This window comes from Paraburkholderia sp. RAU6.4a, from assembly GCF_050435625.1.
Classification (GTDB): domain Bacteria; phylum Pseudomonadota; class Gammaproteobacteria; order Burkholderiales; family Burkholderiaceae; genus Paraburkholderia; species Paraburkholderia tuberum.
This window is the reverse complement of record NZ_JBNDKQ010000002.1, coordinates 2734652-2755642: the sequence shown is the minus strand read 5'-3', so window position 1 is coordinate 2755642 and position 20991 is coordinate 2734652. Positions and strand designations below refer to the sequence as shown.

At 62.5% G+C, this 20991-nt stretch carries 14 protein-coding genes and 1 pseudogene; 7 read left to right on the top strand and 8 right to left on the bottom strand.

Annotated features, from left to right (window positions below; genetic code table 11):
- Window positions 1–6: 6 nt before the first annotated feature.
- Window positions 7–723: a copper homeostasis protein CutC gene (locus OKW40_RS17570; RefSeq protein WP_184026264.1), complete on the bottom strand. Its 717-nt coding sequence runs from the start codon at window positions 721–723 to the stop codon at window positions 7–9.
- Between the two features lie 35 nt (window positions 724–758).
- On the bottom strand, window positions 759–2045 hold the full coding sequence (locus OKW40_RS17565; protein ID WP_090802732.1) for an EAL domain-containing protein: 1287 nt from the start codon (window positions 2043–2045) through the stop codon (window positions 759–761).
- A 312-nt stretch (window positions 2046–2357) separates the two neighbouring features.
- Between OKW40_RS17565 and OKW40_RS17560 the strand changes: the two genes are divergently transcribed.
- On the top strand, window positions 2358–4013 hold the full coding sequence (locus OKW40_RS17560; protein WP_429490719.1) for a Na+/H+ antiporter: 1656 nt from the start codon (window positions 2358–2360) through the stop codon (window positions 4011–4013).
- 62 nt (window positions 4014–4075) lie between these two features.
- On the opposite strand, the gene OKW40_RS17555 is transcribed toward OKW40_RS17560, so the two are convergent.
- Complete coding sequence (locus tag OKW40_RS17555; RefSeq protein ID WP_429490717.1) at window positions 4076–5383, bottom strand: solute carrier family 23 protein; 1308 nt, start codon at window positions 5381–5383, stop codon at window positions 4076–4078.
- Between the two features lie 149 nt (window positions 5384–5532).
- The gene (locus tag OKW40_RS17550) at window positions 5533–7065 is read right to left on the bottom strand and encodes a sensor domain-containing diguanylate cyclase (protein WP_429490715.1); all 1533 of its coding nucleotides are present in this window, start codon (window positions 7063–7065) and stop codon (window positions 5533–5535) included.
- Between the two features lie 333 nt (window positions 7066–7398).
- On the opposite strand from OKW40_RS17550, the gene antA reads away from it, so the two are divergent.
- Genes antA through antC form a run of 3 tightly spaced genes read left to right on the top strand, consistent with a single transcriptional unit; the run spans window position 7399 to window position 10319 of the window.
- Window positions 7399–8790: an anthranilate 1,2-dioxygenase large subunit gene (gene antA / locus OKW40_RS17545; protein WP_429490714.1), complete on the top strand. Its 1392-nt coding sequence runs from the start codon at window positions 7399–7401 to the stop codon at window positions 8788–8790.
- Window positions 8787–9275: an anthranilate 1,2-dioxygenase small subunit gene (antB, locus tag OKW40_RS17540; protein WP_429490713.1), complete on the top strand. Its 489-nt coding sequence runs from the start codon at window positions 8787–8789 to the stop codon at window positions 9273–9275. Before antA ends, antB begins: the two co-directional genes overlap by 4 nt.
- 15 nt (window positions 9276–9290) lie before the next feature.
- Window positions 9291–10319 carry an anthranilate 1,2-dioxygenase electron transfer component AntC gene (gene antC / locus OKW40_RS17535; protein WP_429490712.1) on the top strand — a complete coding sequence of 343 codons (1029 nt, stop codon included), beginning with the start codon at window positions 9291–9293 and terminating at the stop codon, window positions 10317–10319.
- 6 nt (window positions 10320–10325) lie between these two features.
- Here antC and OKW40_RS17530 read toward each other — a convergent pair whose 3' ends face one another.
- Window positions 10326–11249: an AraC family transcriptional regulator gene (locus OKW40_RS17530; protein WP_429490710.1), complete on the bottom strand. Its 924-nt coding sequence runs from the start codon at window positions 11247–11249 to the stop codon at window positions 10326–10328.
- Window positions 11250–11565: 316 nt separating this feature from the next.
- On the opposite strand from OKW40_RS17530, the pseudogene OKW40_RS17525 reads away from it, so the two are divergent.
- The 3 genes and pseudogenes from OKW40_RS17525 to OKW40_RS17515 form a co-directional block, all read left to right on the top strand.
- Window positions 11566–11895, top strand: a pseudogene (locus OKW40_RS17525) (methyl-accepting chemotaxis protein); the annotation flags it as partial.
- 376 nt (window positions 11896–12271) lie between these two features.
- On the top strand, window positions 12272–13633 hold the full coding sequence (locus OKW40_RS17520; protein ID WP_429490708.1) for a tyrosine-type recombinase/integrase: 1362 nt from the start codon (window positions 12272–12274) through the stop codon (window positions 13631–13633).
- A 12-nt stretch (window positions 13634–13645) separates the two neighbouring features.
- Window positions 13646–14221, top strand: coding sequence for an AlpA family phage regulatory protein (locus tag OKW40_RS17515; protein ID WP_429490706.1), 576 nt, complete (start codon window positions 13646–13648; stop codon window positions 14219–14221).
- A gap of 112 nt (window positions 14222–14333) precedes the next feature.
- Here the strand turns inward: OKW40_RS17515 and OKW40_RS17510 are convergent, their stop codons facing one another.
- From OKW40_RS17510 to brxL, 3 genes are all read right to left on the bottom strand, one after another.
- The gene (locus tag OKW40_RS17510; protein WP_429490704.1) at window positions 14334–14720 is read right to left on the bottom strand and encodes a hypothetical protein; all 387 of its coding nucleotides are present in this window, start codon (window positions 14718–14720) and stop codon (window positions 14334–14336) included.
- Window positions 14721–14826: 106 nt separating this feature from the next.
- Complete coding sequence (gene pglX, locus OKW40_RS17505) at window positions 14827–18723, bottom strand: BREX-1 system adenine-specific DNA-methyltransferase PglX (RefSeq protein WP_429490702.1); 3897 nt, start codon at window positions 18721–18723, stop codon at window positions 14827–14829.
- Between the two features lie 222 nt (window positions 18724–18945).
- Window positions 18946–20988: a protease Lon-related BREX system protein BrxL gene (gene brxL / locus OKW40_RS17500; protein ID WP_429490701.1), complete on the bottom strand. Its 2043-nt coding sequence runs from the start codon at window positions 20986–20988 to the stop codon at window positions 18946–18948.
- Between the last annotated feature and the right edge of the window lie 3 nt (window positions 20989–20991).

The window sequence follows — 20991 nt, the reverse complement described above, 5'->3', positions numbered from 1 at the left end:
CGCTGCTCACCGTTGCATTGCGTCGAGCAGCGCCCTCACCTGCATCACCTTCGCCGGATCGACTGGCGCGAGTCCGTTGCCGTTCACGCGCACGCCGGAGCCGAAATGCACGGCCTCGACGTGCGTTTTGCTCACGAACTCCGCGACCGCATCGACCGTCAAGCCGGCACCGGCGAGCACCGTGCAATGCGAGCCGGCAGCCTGCCGCAGCAGTTCGCCGATCGTCGCTTGCGCCCGCAGCACCGACGGCTGTCCGCCCGACGTCAGCACATTCGTCACCGCCTCGAAACCGAGCAATACGTCGAGCGCTTCGCGCAGATCGCGCGCCTCGTCGAACGCGCGATGGAACGTGATCGCGAGTCCATCGGCAGCTTCGCACGCGCGCGCGAGACCTTCGCGGTCGATCGCCCGCTCGGCATCGAGCATGCCGATCACGATGCCGTTCGCGCCGGCCGCCTTGACGGCCCGGATGTCGCGCAGCATCACCGCGTAGTCGTCGGCGTCGTAGACGAACGCGCGGCTATGCGGCCGCACGATCACGTTCACGGGTACGCCCGCTGCCCGGACGCCGACCGCTGAAACCACCGCCTCGATCAACCCCACACTCGGCGTCAGTCCGCCCTCGCCCATCGCGGTCACGAGTTCGAGACGGTCGGCACCGGCCTGCGCGGCAGCGCGCGCATCGGCGACGGTCGTGGCAATCACTTCGAGCAGCACGGACATGAGCGCAACCTGGTGTCGTTGAAAACGACATCATGTCAGATGCGCGCGTCGCGTTCGTCTTCGACCCAGTCGATATCGCCGCACAGCACGCAGGTCTCGCTGCCGACGCGCGTTGCCACCGACAGCGTCACGCACGGCAACGCCTCGTTGATCGACAGATATGGCCGCGTCACGTGCACCCGCTCCGGCGCATTGATCGCGACGCTGAAGTACGGCCGACGCAGCCAGTTCGCGCCCTGCGCGTCGGCGAGCGGCAGAAAGCGCGTTTCGTGCGCCGCGCGATCGGCGCGCAGCACGACGTTGCGGCCGGCCTGGCGCCCCTTCGCGTCGAGCAGAAAACAGCGCGCCACGTGATCGAGCGCGAGGAAATTCCAGCACACCTCGTCGAGCGGCTCACCGGCGGCGAGACGCTCCGCGGCGCGCTCGAACGCGCGCAGATACGGGGCGAGCCGACTCGCGCTGCGCCGCTCGCGTGCCTCGGCCTGCTCACGATAACGCTCGGTGACTTCGCCGATGCAAACCGCCGCGTGGATCGGATCGGCAACACCCGGATTCGGCCGGCCAAAGAAAAAGCCCTGCACGAAGTCGGCATTGCAGGCGAGCGCCATCTGCGCTTCGTGCTCGGTTTCGATGCCCTCGATCAGCACGAGCTTGCCCGCTTCATGCAGCATCGCCACGAGCCCCGGCAGGATCGTCGCCATGTCGGCGCGATGCGCGGCATGCGACAGCATGACGCGGTCGAGCTTCACGATGTCGGGATTCAGTTGCCAGATCCGCTCGATGTTCGAATGGCCGGCGCCGAAATCATCGAGCGCGATCAGGAAGCCGCGCTCGCGAAACTCGCGCACCGCGTCGGCAAGTCGATCGAGATCTTCGGCGCTCTGCTCGAGCACTTCGAGCACGACGCGCCGCGGCGACAGATCGAGCCGCCGCAGATTGGCGAGCAAAGCGGCCGCGAGATACGGGTCGGTCAGCACGCCCGGGTGCACGTTCAGGAACAACCATTCGCGCTCGGCGCCGAGCACCTTGAAGTTCTCCAGATGCAGCGTCTGCGCCAGCCGGTCGATCTGCAGCGCGTCGCCGAGGCGCGCGGCCTCGCCGAACACATCGAGCGGCGACACCGCGCGATCGAGCGCGTCGTGCGCGCGCAGCAAGCCCTCATAGCCGACCGCGCGCAGGTGCGACAGACTGAAAATCGGCTGGAACACGCTGGTAAGCGTCAGTTCGCCGTGCTGCACCGAATAGCGTTGAAGGCCCGAGCTCACCTCGACCTCGAAGCCGTGCGGCACGCTCGCCGCCCTGTCCTGTTGCGCAATCGTCATGCAATCCTCTCACGCGAGAGCCGGCCGGTCCGAACGCGACCGGCAACGAGCTCTCAAAATGTGCGTCATCGTTACCGGTTAAGCAAGGTCCATGCGCACGCTGGCGCACACTGCGCTATAACTCGCTCGAAAGATTGCACCGGCGACAGCGCTCGTGCGCCGCCCGTGGGCGTCGCGCGCACCGTTGCGGTGCACGGATTCGCAGGCCACGTCGCGGCGAAGCTCGCGGCAACTGCGCGCGCCGCCGGGCTACACTCGACCCTGCGCATCGCGCCCTCTCCCGGGACAACCCTGCATCCCCCGAAACACACGATGGAAATTGTCTTTACCGTCCTGATCCTGCTACTCGCCGTCGCCGCGTCCGGCATGCTGACCCGCGCGCTGCCGTTCAAGCTGCCGCTGCCGCTCGTGCAGATCGCGATCGGCGCGATGCTCGCGTGGCCGCGCCTCGAATTGCACGTCGCGTTCGATCCGGAAATCTTCATGCTGCTGTTCATTCCGCCGCTGCTGTTCGCGGACGGCTGGCGCATCCCGAAGCGCGAGTTCTTCATGGCGCGCCGCGCGATCCTGATGCTCGCGCTAGGCCTCGTGTTCATGACGGTGCTGGTGGTCGGTCACTTCGTGCACGCGCTGGTGCCGCAGATCTCGCTGCCGGTCGCATTCGCGCTCGCCGCCGTGTTGTCGCCGACCGACGCGGTCGCGCTGTCCGGCATCGCCGGCAAGGGCAAGATTCCGGTGCAACTGATGCATATCCTCGAAGGCGAGGCGCTGATGAACGACGCGTCAGGCCTCGTCGCGCTGAAGTTCGCGATCGCCGCCGCGCTGACCGGCGCGTTCTCGCTGCGTGAAGCGTCGGTGAGCTTCGTGATCATCGCGGTGGGCGGCCTCGCGGTCGGCGCGGCGGTGAGCGCGGTGTTCAGCTTCGTGTCCGCGCGCTTCCTGAATCTCACCGAAGAAGGCGATCCCGCGCCGGGCGTCGTGATGACCCTGCTGATTCCGTTCGCCGCCTATCTGACCGCCGAGCGCTTCGAGCTGTCGGGCGTTCTCGCCGCGGTCTCCGCCGGCATGATGATGAACTACGCGAGCATCACGGAAAAATGGCAGGTCGCCTCGCGCGTGCGGGCCTCGAGCACGTGGACGATGATCGAGTTCGTGTTCAACGGCATGGTGTTCATCATGCTCGGCCTGCAGTTTCCGCACATCCTCGGCCGCGCGCTGCTCGACGCGCACGAAACCAACGACGCGCAGGTCGCGCTGCTGATCGGCTATATCGTTGCGGTGGCGCTCGCGCTGTACGCGATGCGCTTCGCGTGGGTGTGGCTGCTGCGCTGGTTCGCGAGCCGCGGCGCGACGAAGCACGGCGTCGCGAACGCAGTGCCCGGGTTGCGCATGGTGTCGGTGACGACGGTGGCCGGCGTGCGCGGCGCGGTGACGCTCGCGGGCGTGCTGTCGCTGCCGGAGGTGCTGCCGAACGGCACGCCGCTGCCGGGACGCGATCTCGCGATCTTCATCGCGTCGGGCGTGATCCTGGTGTCGCTGCTGGTGGCGGTGGCCGCGTTGCCGCTGCTGCTGCGCGGCTGGCGGCGCGGCAAGGACCCGCATGCCGCCGAGGAAGCACTCGCGCGTACGCTCGCCGCGCAGTCGGCGATTCGCGCGGTCGATCATCTGCACGACACGGAATGCGCGAACCTCGAGGAATCGGCTCAGGCGTATGCGACCGATGTAACCGCGCGGGTGATGGACCTGTACCGCCGCCGCCTCGCGACGCTCGACGACGAACAGGCGCCACGCGAACTCGCGCGGCGTGCCGATGCGCTCGAATTCCGCATGAAGCTCGCGGCGATGCGCGCCGAGCGCAAGACGCTGCTCGACCTGCGCGACACCCAGCGCATCAACGACGAGACGCTGTACAAGCTGATGCGCGAGGTGGATCTATCGGAGACGGCGCTGACCGCGCGCAAAAGGTAGGAATTGGCTGCCGCATCGGCATCGGCACCGGCGCTTGACATGCCAGTGCCGATAAAAGACGCTCAGGCCACCGGCCCTTGCGTCGGCTTTCTTCTCAGCAGCGCGTACAGGATGATCGCGCCGAACGTCGCGGTGCCGATGCCACCGAGCCCGAAGCTGCCGAGCTTCAGCGAGAAGTCGCCGGCGCCGAGCACGAGCGTGACGGCCGCGACGATCAGATTGCGGTTGTCGGAGAAGTCGACCTTGTTGACGACCCAGATGCGCGCGCCCGTCACCGCGATCAGCCCGAATACGACGATCGACACACCGCCCAGCACCGGTCCCGGAATCGTCTGGATCACCGCGCCGAACTTCGGCGAGAAGCCGAGCACGAGGGCGATCAACGCGGCGATCACGAACACCAGCGTCGAATAGATCTTCGTGACCGCCATCACGCCGATGTTCTCCGCGTACGTGGTCACGCCGGTACCGCCCGCGAAGCCGGACACGATCGTCGCGAGCCCATCGCCGAGAAACGCGCGGCCGATATAGCGGTCGAGGTTCTGGCCCGTCATCGCGCTGACGGCCTTGATGTGGCCGAGGTTTTCGGCGACAAGGATCACCGCGATCGGCGCGAGCAGCGTCATCGCGTGCGGGTCGAACACCGGCGACATGAAGTGCGGCATGCCGAACCACGCGGCGTTCGCGACGATCGAGAAATCGATCGGCTTGCCCATGCCGAGGCCGTTGGTGACGATCGCGTAAATGACGTAGGCGAGCAGCAGGCCGACCAGGATCAGCAGACGCTGGAGCATGCCGCGCGTGAACACCGCGACCGCGCCGACGCACAGCACCGTGACGAGCGCCATCCACGACTCGAAATTGCTGCCGCTCACGCCATGCACGGCGATCGGCGCGAGGTTCAGACCGATCACGCAGACGATCGCGCCGGTCACGACCGGCGGCATCAGCGTTTCGATCCAGCCCGTGCCGACCGCCGCCACGATCAGACCGATCACCCCGTACGCGACGCCGCACGCGATGATGCCGCCCAACGCGACCGCAATATTCGGGTTCGCGCCGTGTCCGCCGTAGCCGGTCACCGCGATCACGAGACCGATGAACGCAAAGCTCGAACCGAGATAGCTCGGCACGCGCCCGCCGACGAGCACGAAGAACAGCAGCGTGCCGATCCCCGACATGAAGATGGCCAGGTTCGGATCGAAGCCCATCAGCAGCGGCGCAAGCACGGTCGAGCCGAACATCGCGACGACGTGCTGGACGCCCATCGCGAACATCTGCGGCCACCCGAGCCGTTCGTCGATGCCGACGATGCCGCCTTCGGCGCCGGCAGGCTGGCGGCGCCAGCGGGGGAAATAGGATGCGGCCATCGCGGGGATTCTCCTCAGGGTCGGCGTGGTGTGTGCCGATCACACGCTGCGGCGTGGGTCCGGCAAAAGTTACGCGCGAGTTTACGGAGAGCAATAAGGGCTGGCAAGCGGGCCGACGAGTGGCTCGGGAAACGAGCCCTGGAAGCGCGTCAATTCGCGCGGCGCGGGTCGGGGTCCGGCGTCACCGCGGCGCCGTCCCGCGAGGAGTGGTCCGTCGGCGCGCCGTACGGCATCACCCGATTGCGGCCGGCATCCTTCGCGCGATACAGCGCTTCGTCGGCGGCGTCGACGAGCGCGCGGCTCGTCGCGAGCGCCGCGCCCTGCGCGGTCGCAGCGCCTGCGCTCACCGTCAGCACGTGATGCGTGCTGGCCACATGGCGGCATTGCAGCGCCTGCACCGCCGCGCGGATCTGCTCGGCGATCCGCTGCGCGCCCGTCGCGTCGGTGTCCGGCAGCAGCACCGCGAACTCCTCGCCGCCGAAGCGCGCGGCCGTATCGCCCGGACGTCGCACGTTCTGCGCGATACAGCGCGCGACGCCGATCAGCGCTTCGTCGCCGGCCGAATGGCCGTACAGGTCGTTGAAGCCCTTGAAGTTGTCGACATCGATCAGTAGCAGCGACAGAGGCCGGCCGGTGCGCTGCGCGCGTCGCCATTCGTCGTTCACGTGCTCCTCGAAGGCGCGGCGGTTGTTCAGGCCGGTCAGCCCGTCCGTGCGCGCCAGTTCGCGCAACTCTTCCTCGGCCGCGCGGCGCAGACGCAACTGGCGTGAGAACAGGATCGCGAGCGCGATGATCGTCACGTCGAGCGCGCCGATCAGCGTGCCGATGATCCATGCGCGCCGCCGCCACTCGACGTAGATGTCGCGCGTCGAGAGCGCGACGTCGAGGATCAGCGGAAAGCCGTCGATATGGCGGAACGCATACCAGCGCTCGACGCGATCGATCGCCGCCGTGCCGAAGAAGTCGCCGCTCGGATGCTTGACGAAGCGCGAGAAGTTGGCCGTGCCGGTCAGGTTGATGCCGATCGTTTTCGAATCGTAAGGACGGCGCATCAACATCGTGCCGTCGCTGAGCATCAATGCCATCGAGCCGCTCGGCCCGAGCTTCATGCCGTCGAACAGCCGATGGAAATACGTGAGGCGCAGCGTGCCGACCACCACGCCGCCGAAGCTGCCGTCCGGCCTCGAGATGCGCCGGCTCAGCGCGATGCGCAGGTCGTCGTCGGTGCCGCTCGGGCTGAACGGATGGCTGATGTACAGGCCGACATCGGGCGAAGCGCGCTGCGCCTTGAAGTAGTCGCGGTCCGCATGGTTGCTTGCGCGCGGCGGCCATGCGCGTGAATCGAAGCGCACGTTGCCGTTCTCGTCGAGCACGAATACCGAGCCCATGTCCTTTGCGCTGATCGAGCCGTCGAACAGCACCATCTGACGAATCTCAGGCGGCAGATCGAGCACGCCCGGCTGCTTCAGTCCGTCGATCGCCGCGCGCAGCGACAGGTCGTAGATCTCGAGATTGCGCGACACGTCGCGGTGGACCAGCAGGGATATGTTGGCGATGGAGTCCTGCGCGCGCCGCAACGCATCGTCGCGCATCTGTGCGAGCAGCGACACGGCGATCGCGAGGATCGCGCCAGCCAGCAAGACACTGATCGCAATCACGTTGTTCGGTCGGCGCGTCACCATGCGTTTTTGGTTCTGACATGCGCTGAACGTCGCGCGTGAAGAAGCGGCCGCGTCTCGGCAATCACCGTCAAAAACGCGACCTACGAAAACGTGAGCGTAGCAGACATGGCGCGCAGGCAAACGTTTGCGTAGCCGGGTGTTTGCCCGCATGCACCGGAACGGCACGCCAGAAGTCCCGTCCGGCGGGGGTTGCGCCCGATCGCCAGATTATCCAGGCGCGGTCCAAATATTCGGATAGCAAATGCGAATTGGCTGGATAGTTGGCCTCGCCACTTGGGTATTCAATCGAGCCTGTCACGTTCAAACGATTGGACACAAGGAGAGAGACACATCATGAGCGAGAAGCGCAGCGCCTCGGAATGGCGCGAATTCGTCAGCGGCTGTCTGGACTTCCGCCCCGCGGAAGGCGTGTACCGGATTGCCCGCGAAATGTTCACGGAGCCCGAGCTGTTCTCGCTCGAGATGGAGCACATCTTCGAGAAGGCCTGGATCTATGCGTGCCACGAAAGCGAGATCCCCAACAAGAACGATTTCCTGACGATGCGCGCGGGCCGCCAGCCGCTGATCATCTCGCGCGACGGCGCCGGCAACCTGAACGCGATGATCAACGCGTGCCAGCACCGCGGTGCGACGCTCACGCGTATGACCAAGGGCAACCAGTCGACCTTCACGTGCCCGTTCCATGCATGGTGCTACAAGAACGACGGCCGGCTCGTGAAGGTGAAGGCGCCAGGCGAATACTGCGACGACTTCGACAAGTCGGTGCGCGGCCTGAAGAAAGCGCGCATCGCGAGCTACAAGGGCTTCGTGTTCGTGAGCCTCGACGTCGACGGCATCGACACGCTCGAAGACTATCTCGGCGACGCGCGCATCTTCTTCGACATGATGGTCGCGCAGTCGCCGACCGGCGAGCTCGAAGTGCTGCCCGGCAAGTCGACCTACACGTTCGACGGCAACTGGAAGCTGCAGAACGAGAACGGTCTCGACGGCTATCACGTGAGCACCGTGCACTACAACTACGTGGCGACCGTGCAGCACCGCATCGAGGCGAATGCGAAGAAAGGGGATAACCCCGGCGGCACGCTCGACTACAGCAAGCTCGGCGCCGGCGACAGCGAAACCGACGACGGCTGGTTCGCGTTCAGGAATGGCCACAGCGTGCTGTTCAGCGACATGCCGAATCCGCAAGTGCGTCCCGGCTACGAGAGCGTGATGCCGCGGCTCGTCGAAGCCTATGGCGAGGACAAGGCCGAATGGATGATGCACCGGCTGCGCAATCTGAATGTTTACCCGAGCCTGTTCTTCATGGACCAGATCAGCTCGCAGCTGCGCATCGTGCGGCCGGTCGCGTGGAACAAGACCGAGGTCATCAGCCAGTGCATCGGCGTGAAGGGCGAATCGGCGAAGGATCGCGAGAACCGCATCCGTCAGTTCGAAGACTTCTTCAACGTGTCCGGCATGGGCACGCCCGACGATCTCGTCGAGTTCCGCGAGCAGCAGCGCGGCTTCCAGGCGCGCCTCGAACGCTGGAGCGACATCTCGCGCGGGCATCACAAGTGGGCCAGCGGCGCGACCGCGAACACCACGCTGCTCGGCATCGAGCCGAATCTGACCGGCACCGAGCTGACCCACGAAGGGCTTTACGTGAACCAGCACGGCACCTGGCGCGACACGATCCTCAAGGGTCTCGACAAACCCATCGAATCGCAGGGAGAGCAGACATGAGCCAACTCCAACACTCCGTCGAGCAGTTTCTGTATCTGAAGGCCGATCTGTGCGACAAACGGCAATGGGACGAATACCTCGATTTATTCGATCCGCAGAGCGTGTTTCATGTGCCGCAGTGGGATTCCGAGCACGTGTACACGACCGATCCGAAACAGGGCATGTCGCTGATTTACTACTCGGATCGCGCCGGTCTCGAAGACCGCGTGTTTCGGCTGCGCACCGGCAAGTCGGCCGCGTCGACACCGCTGCCGCGCACGATGCATCAGATCAGTAACGTGCGACTGAGCGAGCGCGAAGATTCGAGCGTCGAAGCGAACGTGAACTGGTCGACGCTGTACACGCGTCACGGCTCGACCGACTACTTCTACGGCCGCGCGGTGTACGACCTGCAAGCGTCGGGCGATAGCTGGAAGATCAAGCGCAAGCACGTGCTGCTGCTGAACGACCACATCAACGCGGTGCTGGATTTCTACCATCTGTAAGCCGGGAGCACGACGATGAAACATAAGGTCGCGTTGAGCTTTGCCGACGGCAAAACCGCGTTCTTCAATGTGAGCCCGAACGAGCTGCTGCTCGACGCGGCGCTGAAGAACGGCGTGAACATTCCGCTCGACTGCCGCGAAGGTGTGTGCGGCACCTGCCAGGGGCGCTGCGAATCGGGCGACTACACGCTCGATTACGTCGACGAGGAAACGCTCAGCGAAGAAGACCTCGCGCAGCGCAAGATCCTCTCGTGCCAGACGCGTGTGAAGTCGGATGCGTCGTTCTATTTCGACTTCGACTCGACGCTGTGCGAAGGCGCCGGCACGAGCACCGTGTGCGCGAGCGTGGTCGGCATCGAGCTGGTGTCGGCGACGACCGCGATTCTACGTGTCGATGCGAGCGCTCTTGAGCGTCAGCTCGATTTTCTGCCGGGCCAGTATGCGCGCGTGAAGGTGCCCGGCACCGAAGAATGGCGTTCGTACTCGTTCGCGAATCATCCGAACGCGCGCAACGAGTTGCAATTCCTGATCCGTCTGCTGCCCGACGGCATGATGAGCAACTATCTGCGCGAACGTTGCAAGGCCGGTGATACGGTCGAGTTCGAGGCGCCGCTCGGCGCGTTCTATCTGCGCCAGGTCGAGCGTCCGCTCGTGATGGTGGCGGGCGGCACGGGACTCTCCGCCTTCCTCGGCATGCTCGACGACATCTCGGCGAAACGCAATGTCGCGCATCCAGTGCATCTGTACTACGGCGTCACGAATGCAGCCGATCTGTGCGAGACCGGGCGCATCAACGGCTACAAGGCGAGCATCGAAGGATTCGCGGTCGAGACCGTCGTGATGAATCCGGCGCCGGAATGGTCGGGCAAGACCGGGCTGATTCCCGAGCATTTCGACCGCTCGTTTTTCGAATCGAATGGCTTCGACATGTACGTGTGCGGACCGCCGCCGATGGTCGAAGCGATCAAGACCTGGCTCACCGAACAGGGTATTCAGGATTACCGGCTGTTTTACGAGAAGTTCGGCGAAAGCAACGCGCGATAGGACGTTCTAACGCCGCGCCGCGCGCTTCAGCGTCTCGGATGGCGACTCGCCGAACAACGCCTTGTATTCGGTCGAGAAACGGCCGAGATGGGACATCCCCCAGCCCAACGCCACCGACGAGATATTGCGCACCGAGCGGTCGTCGAGAATATCGCGCCGCGCCGATTCGAGCCGGTAGCGTTTCAGATACGCGATCGGCGCGCAGCCAAAATATTGACGGAAGCCGTCGAACAGCTTGAAGCGCGACACACCCGAAGCGCGCTCGATGTCTTCGAGCGTGATCGGCTCGCGCGCGTTGTCGTGGATGAACTGACGCGCGCGGGTCAGATAATGCGGTGGCGTCGGCGCGGTCGCGTTGGCCAGCTGTTCCGAATAGTTATGCGGCTGTGACAGCAGCAGCCCCTTCAGCAACGTCAGTTCGAACTCGCTGGACATGTAAAGCTGCCCCAGCGATGGTCCCGAGCGCTCCATCTCGCCGGCCAGGAACTTGACCATGCGCCACCACGATGCCTGGTCGCCGGCGGCTGCGTCCATGTCAGGCTGGAACACGAGCGGCGCTTCGATGGGGCATTGCAGCATCGTCTGCAGCACCTGTTGGAGCGCGGAGCGAGGAATCGCGACGTGCAGCTTGCGGCAATTGCCGGTGATCGCGAGATCTTGCGATTCCTGCGGACTGACGATCAGACCGCAATCCTGATCCGACAACCACCTCTTGCCGTGTGCTGCGAGCTCCTGTTGACCGACCATCGGCAGGCTCACGCTGTAGCAGTTCAGCGGACTGCTCTCGCTCACCGCGACCGTCACGTCGGTGCCGTATTCGACGTAGCCGATAGTCGTCGCCATCGAACGAAGTACGGTGCCGGACTGGTGGAAGCGCAAGCGCTCTGGATGACTGACCTGGAGGCCGTGGGGGCCGCAGATGGACGCCATCCAGTTGCGGGCGCCGTCTAGGTCGTTTAACGCGGCACGGAGGTCGCGGTTGTTGGGGTCCGGAGTTGACATACGTGGAGACGAGCTATTGAGGTGCGTGCCCCGAGGGGAGACAGTCCATCTGGGCGCAGAACGGGGGACATAAGGGGATTGGCTAAGCCTACCTCAACCGTGGTCGCTCCGGGTGGACGAATGAAACATTGTCGTCGGGTAAAGCACCGCTGTGCTGCACGGAGAATTGCTGACAAATGGAAAAAGAGACCAAAACTCGAACGAAAGGCGACGCATTCATCACGCATTTAAATACGCGCAAAACCGTGCAAGCTTCTATCGGTCATTTGCGTTGTCAGTTGCGCAGAAGGGCAGCGCGGTGGCTGGCGCGAGGTCGTCAACACGACGCAGCACATCAGCGACAGCTCGACGAAGATCGGGGCCATCATGGCGATCACCGAGGTGGTGTTGCGTTTCAGACCAACATTCTCGCGCTAAACGCGGCCAGCTCGTCGAGCGCAGCCAAGGAGATCAAGGACCCGATCGCGACGTCGGTCGACCGGATCCGCGACGGCTCGGCGCTCGCTGGCGAAGGGGGAGGACGATGAACGAGGTCATGCACGCCGTCGCACGCGCGACCGACTTGATCGCAGAGGGGTGGGATAAGTTCTGACCGGTGCTTTTTCGCCTGCGCGTCGCGCCTGCTGTTCCCGAAGGCACGGCATGCGGTCATCTCGTTCATCGAGGGCAATGACGATGTGCGTTTGTCGATATAGAAAGACAAAAACCGGCGGGAGGCCGGATTTCGTTTTGAGGAGGAGGATCGAACTCCCGACCTTCGCATTGCGAATACGAACAAGTCGATATTCCCCTGACCAAATCAGCGTTGATCCACGTCGACAAGTCACTGAATATAATAGATTTTATTGTAAACTGGTGATTCTCAGCATTGATCAATACGCCTTCGCTCCGCCATAATCCGGTTACATGGCGGTTACATGAACTTGCCGACTCGGAAATAAGGAGGCTTGGTGGCGAAGGTCAATTTCACTGCAGCCCGAGTAGAAGCCCATCGCTGCGTCGAAGGAAAGTCCCAGTCGTTTCTCTGGGACAGCAAGACGCCGGGGTTGGGCTTACGGGCCACGGCTGGCGGGGCGAAGGCTTACATTTTCCAAGGGAAGATACATGGCTCGACGGTGCGGATCACCATCGGCGATCCGAAGAACAAGTCGATAGCTGAGGCGCAGGCGCGAGCACGCCACCTCCAGAACCTCATCGACGATGGCAAGGATCCGCGGGAGCAAGCGGCGGAGGACAAGGCAGCACACGAAGCTCGGCAAGCGGCCAAGCGCCGCCAAGACGTGACCGTCGGAGAAGCGTGGGAAGATTATCTTGAGCACCTGCGTACGAAAATCTCGCCCAAAACGAAGAAGCCGAGGTCTGAACGATACATCGCCGACCATATCAACCTTTCTTCGCCCGGCGGCGGCATCGCGAAGCGCGGCGGCAAGCAAAAGGTGCGCGGCCCGTTGGCACCACTGATGCCGCGTAGGCTGTCCGAAATTTCGGTGACGAACATGGCCGACTGGCTTGAGGTTGAAATAGCCCGAGGGCCGACGAATGCCGCTCACGCCTTTGGCCTGTTCAAGGCATTCATTCGGTGGTGTGACACGCACGAGACGTACGCAGGCACTGTCTCCCAGGACGCCTACGCGTCGCCAAGGGTCAAGGGAATTCTCCCTCGGAGCGTCGCGAAGGACGACTGCCTGCAGCGCGAGCAGCTGTCGGTTTGGTTTGACGCCGTGAGTGGCATCGCGAATCCCGTCATCAGTGCATACCTGCAAGGCCTTCTGATCACAGGCGCTCGTCGCGAAGAGCTGGCCGCATTGCGCTGGGATGACGTGGACTTCCGCTGGCGCAGTCTGACCATGAATGACAAGGTCGAGGGTACCGGCGGTCGAACCATTCCGCTGACCCCGTATCTGGCGAGTTTATTGTTGGGCCTCCAGCAGTTGAACGAGACTCCCCCTAACAGGCGCCAGGCCACGCGCCTTGCGGAAAGGGGCAAGCCTTGGGCGCCGTCCGCATGGGTGTTTGCGAGCAAAACGGCATCCGACGGCAAGATTGCCGAACCGCGGCACGCGCACAACCGGGCGCTGGCCCCGACCGGTTTGCCGCACATCTCGCTGCACGGTTTGCGCCGTTCTTTTGGCACGTTGTCCGAGTGGGTCGAGGTTCCTGTCGGCGTTGTCGCCCAAATCCAGGGACATAAGCCGTCAGCCATCGCCGAGAAACACTACCGACGCCGCCCGCTTGATCTGCTGCGGATGTGGCATGACAAGATCGAAGCTTGGATGCTCGAGCAAGCGGGGATCAAGTTCACTGGCACCTGAAAGGAGAGCGAGATGCCTGGACGGAAATCGGGCCGAGCAGTGCAAGGGACTACGTCGGCTCAACCAGATGAGGAGAATCGGCAAAACCGTCCCAAACACGCTGTCGACATGGAAGTGTTGGGACAGCTCTCTCCCGCAGCGATTGCACACTGGCCCACGGTAGCCAAACAACTCTCTGAGGCTAGCGTGCTGGGTTCCGTTGACGCTCGTTCCATCGCTCGCTACTGCGAGGCGTTTGCTCACTGGTGCGCCTCGGCTGACGAACTCGCGAAAATGCTGATCGAGTTCGGAATGAAGTCGAGCCGGCGGGCACAGGAGCAGCCCACCACTCCTCAAAATCCCCCGCCACTTGCCGCGGCTGCTCCGAGGACAGCGCCGAATCGACGAACGCCTAACGCAATCATGCGTCGTGTGGAGGTCGAAAGGGAAACTGGCCTGTCTCGCTCGACCATATATCAGCGGGTGAAAGATGGCACCTTTCCCGCCCCATTAAAGATCGGCCCAGGTTCAACTGGATGGCGCGTCGCCGACATCGAGGCTTTTTTGGCATCGCCTGCCGAGTATCGAGTGAGAGCCGGGACCGCATAGGGCGGGCAGACTCCCATGCCAGAGGATGTGAAGGAGGCCGTCGATCGGCACGGCGGTGGCAATTGTTCAGCGCAGACCCAATTGGTTGATGGATCGTGCGAGTGTGAAGAAGTCAGTCCCAAGGCTTCAATTCTTTTATCGACTTGGCCGATCTGAGTTTATCCAACGTTGTATAACGATGCCCCTGAATTGCATGTCCTAAGTTATCCCCCATCTCGATACGATCAGGCAGGTCGATAGGAGCTGAGAAGAAAACTTTATATCGACCCGATTCAAGGTAGGGTTCGATCTTCTCAATCTTCGCGTAGCTAGTGATGGCACTTACAGGACGCCCCTGGTAGACGGCAATCCATTTCAAGAAGCGCAACCTCTTGTCGTCGATCCGAACCGGATACCAACAGCGCTGTCCGACAAACACGTCTTTGTAACTCGCTGGCTTTGCAGCGATTAGCAAAGTGTCACCAGTGGCGCTACTAAGCTCATCATTCGTCAAAGCCATTCACCTTGAACTTGAGTTGATTGATATCGAACGTAGTACCAAACGACGGTGCAACACGCCTGGCTTGTCGGCGACCTGCTTGTCACGTAGTCGTGCAGCGGGTGCATCAGGTGTTTCCTCCTTCGACAACAGCCTTGCGTCGCCCTCCACGACCGCGCCCGGCGTTGCCGGTGGCTGTCGGCGCTTCAACCAGGCTCGTCAGCGCAGACTTAACCGCAGGTGAAGTCCGCTCGCGCGCGAGTTCGTCGACGCTTCGCGCGGGCGTCTTGCGCGCGGTCCACTTGCCGTCGGTGCCTTCCACCCAGAACAAATCTTCGAGCCCGTGTGCGATGGCAAGGCTCCGGTCCTTTGCACATTTTGGTACAACGCGCTCGGGCCAGAGACGCATTGCGAGGTGCGCCCAGTCGTACTTGCCCTCGCAGAGCGCGTCCCAGTGAGACTTCAGCTCCTTTTGCCAAGCCCTGTTCTGCGGAACGAGTCGCCAGAGCGGCGCGAAGTTTATGACGACACCGTCGTCGAGATTCGGATTCCACAGCGGTGCGACCTGCTTCACTTCCTGAATGAAGGCACGCAATTCGTCAACGATAGCGGCTTGAGCGGCGAGTGCCTTTCGCTGGGCGGCCGTTGCACCGTCGCGTAGTTCATTGGTCAGGGACTCGAGGCGGCGCTCTTCATGCGCGAGCTTCGGCGCGGCGTATTCGTTCTGCACTCGGAAGAGCGTGTCTTTGCTGAAGGCGTGGATGTACAGCCAGACGGAGTAGCTCGTCGAGGGGGTGGCGAGCTGCCAGTAGATCGGTGCTTTGCGGCGGCTCTTCGAGTACATTTTGATGTGCAGAGGGAAGAACTCCTTCGCGAGCCAACCACGCAAGTTCTCGGGCACGTCGAGGTGGATGCGCTCGGCTATGGTGCGTGCCCGGGCAGTAAGATCGTACTCGTGCCCCTCGTCGTCAACAAGAATGTCGGGACGATCGGCTGGTTCTTCGCCTTCGGGATACATACCGGGCGAGCGCGCCGGCAGCGGATCGAAGGGTTCCGGCTCGGACGGAATCGCGCGTTCGCCGGTCGCGAGGCGCGGGTCGAAGCGACCGAAGGAACAACCTACGAGCCACGAGCTCGCGGCATTCCCGGCGAGGCTGGCGTCGCTCGAATCATCTCTCAAATCGTCTTCATCATCGCCATCATCCACCGCCTCGCCCCTAGACACAGGACGTTTGAATGATGCCTCGATCGAACGCCGATCATCCACACTGATTCCATATTCAACAAAGGCGACTTCATCGATTTCCTGCTGCAGCGCCCCCAACTCGACCTCGGCGCTCCCGCAATCGAGGCCACTGATCTTCTCGTTCAACCCAAGTGGCAACACGAAGGCGTGTGAGGTCTCGTTCGTGGTATCGAGCGATCGCTTCGCTCTCCATGCCCGCTTAGCCAAGGAGGCGAGACGCGTGAGCGACGGCTTCTCCAAATTCGGCACAGAAGTTCGCTGAATGACTCCGACTTCGTAGGAGCGAGCTGCGCCGCCCGCCTTGGCATCTGCGGCTGCGAGCTGAAACTCAACCAGCGAGCGAAACGCCATGCTGGTCGTCAGCGCGAGAAGCGCGAGCAGTTCGGCCTCTCTGTCTCCTTCAACTACGGCAGCCGGCCCCTTGTGACCGAATGCGCAGCCCTTAGGCATGATTCGGAATCCGAGCTCGCTCTTAGTGCGGAGCGGCCATGTCAGGCCAGGCCTCGAGAACAGATGGGTATTCCGAGGGAATGCCTTTTCGTAGCCGCGCACGTCGCGTCCATCATCTTCCCATTTCACGCACAGGTGAAGGTCGAAGTAGAACGGCGAGTACTTTCCCCCCTTCGCGAAAAGGGACCAGCGACGACCGAGCTGATGCGTCGGCACGCCCCACCAAGTGCGCACGAACCTGAAGTCATCTGCCGTCGCCAATCCCTGTCGCGCCTGCCTGCCGTTCGATTCGAACGGAGGGACACGTCGAAACACATCACGCAGAGAATCGCTGACCCAGTAGGCGAACGGACTTCCAGGCACACTCGCGAACGTTGCTGCATCGATATCGAACCACCTGTGGGTGCCCGACGTGTTTGGGAGAAGAACAGCTCGCTTGAGCGCTCCGGCCTTGTCGTCGAGTTCCTCGAGAACGCGCAGGAAGATCGTTCGCTCACCACGCGAGTGCTGCGAGCGTTCAAGGCAATACGCCGCTGCTTCGACAAGGGCGGCGTCCATAACGCCGAGGCCCAGATCAGCGAAAACGACCGGCGGTGACGTCTTGAGCAGCCCCTCTCGCCAGCTCACAAAGCTCGACAGAAAGAATCCGGTTCTTGAGGTGATTGCGCCGAGTCGACCACGCGGAGTAAGTAGCTCGACGCCTCGATCGACGAACGCGGCATAGATATCGTTCTTCGTTCGTGGATAGGCCTTCTCGAATTCCTTCTTCGCCTTGGCACTCCCGTCCCCGAAGGGCGGATTCATCAGCACCACGTCGAACCTTGTCTCCGCCACGCCGAGCAGCGCCACGCCATGCGCAGCGTCGTCGGCAAAGAGGCGCCTTCGGGTGTTTGCGCGTCTGCGCTCGTCACTCACAAAGAGCGCGAGCGCCGCTCGGATGCGCTCCTCGGGCGGCGCAAAAAGGTCGTCGGTCTGACCTCGCTTGACCTGCCGCCCCACAAGCTGCTCGATGCGCAGGAGGAGCCCCATGTCGCCCGCGAGGTTCAGCGACTTCACCAGCGAGCTGAACACGAGCCCAAGCTCTGCGTCGCCGAGCTTCGCGACGAACTCCTCGACGATTTGCTCGTCCCCGATGAGCGGCTCGGCCACAACGATGTTCGAGCGGCGGATCTGAGCGCGGTCGGCCCGGCCTATGCCGAAGTCACGATACGCTTTTTGCGCCCGCATCCAGAGCGCGAGCTGAGCGATCTGTGCACAGCGCGGGTCGATGTCGACGCCGTGAAGGTTATGCGCAAGAACGAGCCCTGGCACGGCCCTTCGAAATTCGTCCAGGCTCGGGTAGTCCTCCGCCAGCGTCCGGCAGGTAGCTTCGCTCTTAGGGCTTTCGGGATCGGCGTGCGCCTCCTCGTAGATCGCGAACAGCAGATCGAACGCGTAGAGCAGGAAGTGTCCACTGCCACACGCCGGGTCGAGCACGCGCAGGTCGCGCGGGTCCTTCTTCGAGCGCGGCGCGAACTCCTCATCGGGTTTGCGGACCATGTACTCGCACCGATCGGCGAGGGCGGTCTTCGTACCGCGCATCTCGTACCAGATGCGCCCAAGTGTGTTATCAGTCAGGAACTGGACCACATAGCGAGGCGTGAAGAACTGGTTGCGCACCGCCAGCTCGCGACTGTTGCGTGGTGCCTGGCTCTCCTCCCGCATTTTCCGACGTTCGTCCTGGCCATTGAAAAACTGGTAGACCCAGCCGATGGTCTCGTCCTCGCCCCAAACGCCGGCAAGCTCGGTAGCATTTAGAATCTCGAGCAGCTGCTCAAAGATTGCACGCTTCGGCCAGAGCACGTTCGATGGATCGCGGCGGTCGAAAAGGACCTTTACCTCGGTCGATAGCTCGTCGAAAAGCGACTCGATGTAGAGCCGGTAACCCGCGCTGTCAGGAAGGAGCGGCAGGCCCGGCGCCAAGCCGCAGAACTCGCGATAGCCGGCAGACTGCTCGCCCTTCGTAATGCACTCTTGCACTAGCTCGCGCGCCTCCATCATCTTGAGCGCGACGAAGCGATTGAGAGTGGTGAAGGCGGCGTCGCGCAGGTAGTCAGCGACCGAATCGGCTGCGCTCATCCCGGCAGCGCGCTTATGCTCGATGGTGGCGACGATGCGCTCACGCTGGAACGCTTGGCGCGCTGAGAGATGGCCGCCAGCATTTGCGGCTACCGCGCCATCGCGGTGCACGTCGAAGTCGCCCTCGAGCTGCGCCGCAAAATCCTCCTCAAGGAGCTTTCGCGCTCGCTGAGTTGCGCGTTCAATCGCGCTGCGTGTTTCCTTGTCCACCCTTGCAGATTCCCGTTACTGGATGATGACCTTCTTGTCGGCACTAGTAATGACCGACGCGCACTTGTTGCGCAGGCCGTCGAGCGAGGTTTCAGGCTGCTCTTCGGCTCCGATGCCTCACGCGAATGGCCGGCGACGCTCACGGTGGAGACGCGTCCGCTGTTGCTTTACTCATCAGAAAAAAGTTCTCTTATTGCGGACGGCCCCGGACAGAAACCAGACTTAGACTATCCCGAGTACCTTCATCGCTGCTGTCTTTGGATCTCCAAAGAATATTGGATCAACATGTTCCATGATGTCTGCGCTGACATCGAGAAAGTTGCGCTTGTTTTCGATTGGTATCAGCGCCCGCTTCGCACCGTTGTCCTTCGCGACCTGAAGCGGTTCCGTAAGCGATCGGAGGGGCTTGATGTTTCCTTGAACGCTCATGTCACCGAGGATGAGAAGCGCCGAATTCACGGGTGCCTTGCGCAATGCCGAATAGCTTGCGACGAAGAACGCCACACCAAGCTCAGCTTCAACGCGGTTCGCGAGTAGATCAATAACTTCAACGTGAAGGTCGGAGACGTCAAGGTCGCGCGCAATTCCGAGGTCCGACTTCTTTGCGTGCAAAAAGCTAAAAGCGCGCTGGACCGACTCTTTCATAGCGCCGGAGACACCTCCAGCCAATTTTAGCTTGCCCGTGCCATTCGAGACTGAGACTTCAACTCGGTACAAACCAACCGTCCCATCCGACGTCACGCCCGCTGAGTAGACCGTTCCCGGCGAAAGCGGGTCTATAGAGATAAGATCACGGCCCCCTTGCTCGGGTACACCAACGAATTTCTCCTCGCCCGTCTCCTGTAACGTGTAGCTGAACGAGGTGTGGTAGTACTCGAAGGAGCCCATCTTCTTGAGCTGCTCCTTAACCCGTCGCCGCCCTTCGAGCGCGAGCTCAAGGATCTCACCAAGCTCGTCCTGAGTCACCTCGCCCTGCGGATACAGGATCTTCATAAACCCGGAAACCGTCTTGCGTACCGCCTTGCGATCACGGGTGTTGAGGTGGGCTCCCAAGGAGAAATGGCGGTCGATGATCTCAGTAAAGTTGTGTTTCCGCATCTCGCGGAGCGCCTCCGCAAGATAGTCGACAACGAACCCGTAGTGGTTCGTAAACAGATCGTTCCGCATCTTCGGGATCTCCCAGCCTGGAAGATAGAAGTGCATGCGGTCGATGAACGCCATGTCGTCGCGGATGATGTCCGGCATAGGGGCGAACAGATGGCCTGTCTGCACCATCACGTCCACCGGCTGATTGGTATTGCCGAACATTGCGATGCTAGCGTCGCCGGATACCGCTTCCTGGCCGCGCTGAAAGGTGCCAGATTCACAGTAGGTCTTCATCGTCGTGATGACCTCCTTCGGCATCTTCTGCAGGTCGGCTACTTCGTCAAATCCAACAACGTCCCAAATCTGCACCATGCCCTTCTGCCGCCCCGACATGTGACCGAACAGGTTTGCCACCGTGGTTCCCCCGGTGAGCAATGCGGAGTATGGTGACACCTCCTGCACGACGTAGCTCTTACCCGTACCGCGCGGCCCGAGCTCGACGAGGTTGTAGTTGCGCTCCGCCAATGGAATCAAACGCAGGAGGAACAGCAGCTTGAGGCGTCTCGACATCTCGCTGGGCTCATAGCCCATGCTCCGCATGATGAGATCGAGCCACTCATCTGCCGTGAACTCGCTGCGGATGCGCCGGTACTCATCGGCGTCGAAGGTGGCAATCTGGATCGGGGTCAACTTGTCGATCCAAAAGGGATTCTTCCCCCGTGATTCCTCATCATACTCAAAACGCATGTCCACCTGCGCCCAAACGCCGCCCATTACGAGGCGCTCGTAATCGCGGACATAGTGCTCTGGGATGTGTACGTTCTTGTGGCCAAAGTTCGTGACCTCCGCCCAGTAGTCCGAGTCGACAAGGCGCACCTTCACTTTGTCGATGAACGTGTGGCGGCCGCGATCCTTTACCATCGCCTGCGCCTTCATCGATTCGTCGGAGCGGATGTAGTTGTTGGCCAACGTGTCGTTGACCACCTGCAGGCCCATCTGAATCGCGACCTCGTCGCTCGAGGCGCAATACTTTCCGAGGAGGAACTCGAGGACGAAGACCGGCACGTTGGCGCCGACCTTGACTTTTCGGACAAGGTCCTTGCGCACCACTTTCCCGGCGAATAGGCGGTTGACCTTGTCGTCGAGCGCGTCTCGTGTCGGGGTCACTCCGTTGCTCATGGC

Excerpts from the sequence above, each read along its gene's own strand:
- OKW40_RS17560 (WP_429490719.1), top strand. The coding sequence starts at position 2,358 with ATGGAAATTGTCTTTACCGTCCTGATCCTGCTACTCGCCGTCGCCGCG.
- antA (WP_429490714.1), top strand. The coding sequence starts at position 7,399 with ATGAGCGAGAAGCGCAGCGCCTCGGAATGGCGCGAATTCGTCAGCGGC.
- OKW40_RS17530 (WP_429490710.1), bottom strand. The coding sequence starts at position 11,249 with ATGGCGTCCATCTGCGGCCCCCACGGCCTCCAGGTCAGTCATCCAGAG.
- brxL (WP_429490701.1), bottom strand. The coding sequence starts at position 20,988 with ATGAGCAACGGAGTGACCCCGACACGAGACGCGCTCGACGACAAGGTC.
- antB (WP_429490713.1), top strand. The coding sequence starts at position 8,787 with ATGAGCCAACTCCAACACTCCGTCGAGCAGTTTCTGTATCTGAAGGCC.
- OKW40_RS17555 (WP_429490717.1), bottom strand. The coding sequence starts at position 5,383 with ATGGCCGCATCCTATTTCCCCCGCTGGCGCCGCCAGCCTGCCGGCGCC.
- antC (WP_429490712.1), top strand. The coding sequence starts at position 9,291 with ATGAAACATAAGGTCGCGTTGAGCTTTGCCGACGGCAAAACCGCGTTC.
- OKW40_RS17570 (WP_184026264.1), bottom strand. The coding sequence starts at position 723 with ATGTCCGTGCTGCTCGAAGTGATTGCCACGACCGTCGCCGATGCGCGC.
- OKW40_RS17550 (WP_429490715.1), bottom strand. The coding sequence starts at position 7,065 with ATGGTGACGCGCCGACCGAACAACGTGATTGCGATCAGTGTCTTGCTG.
- OKW40_RS17565 (WP_090802732.1), bottom strand. The coding sequence starts at position 2,045 with ATGACGATTGCGCAACAGGACAGGGCGGCGAGCGTGCCGCACGGCTTC.
- OKW40_RS17515 (WP_429490706.1), top strand. The coding sequence starts at position 13,646 with ATGCCTGGACGGAAATCGGGCCGAGCAGTGCAAGGGACTACGTCGGCT.
- OKW40_RS17510 (WP_429490704.1), bottom strand. The coding sequence starts at position 14,720 with ATGGCTTTGACGAATGATGAGCTTAGTAGCGCCACTGGTGACACTTTG.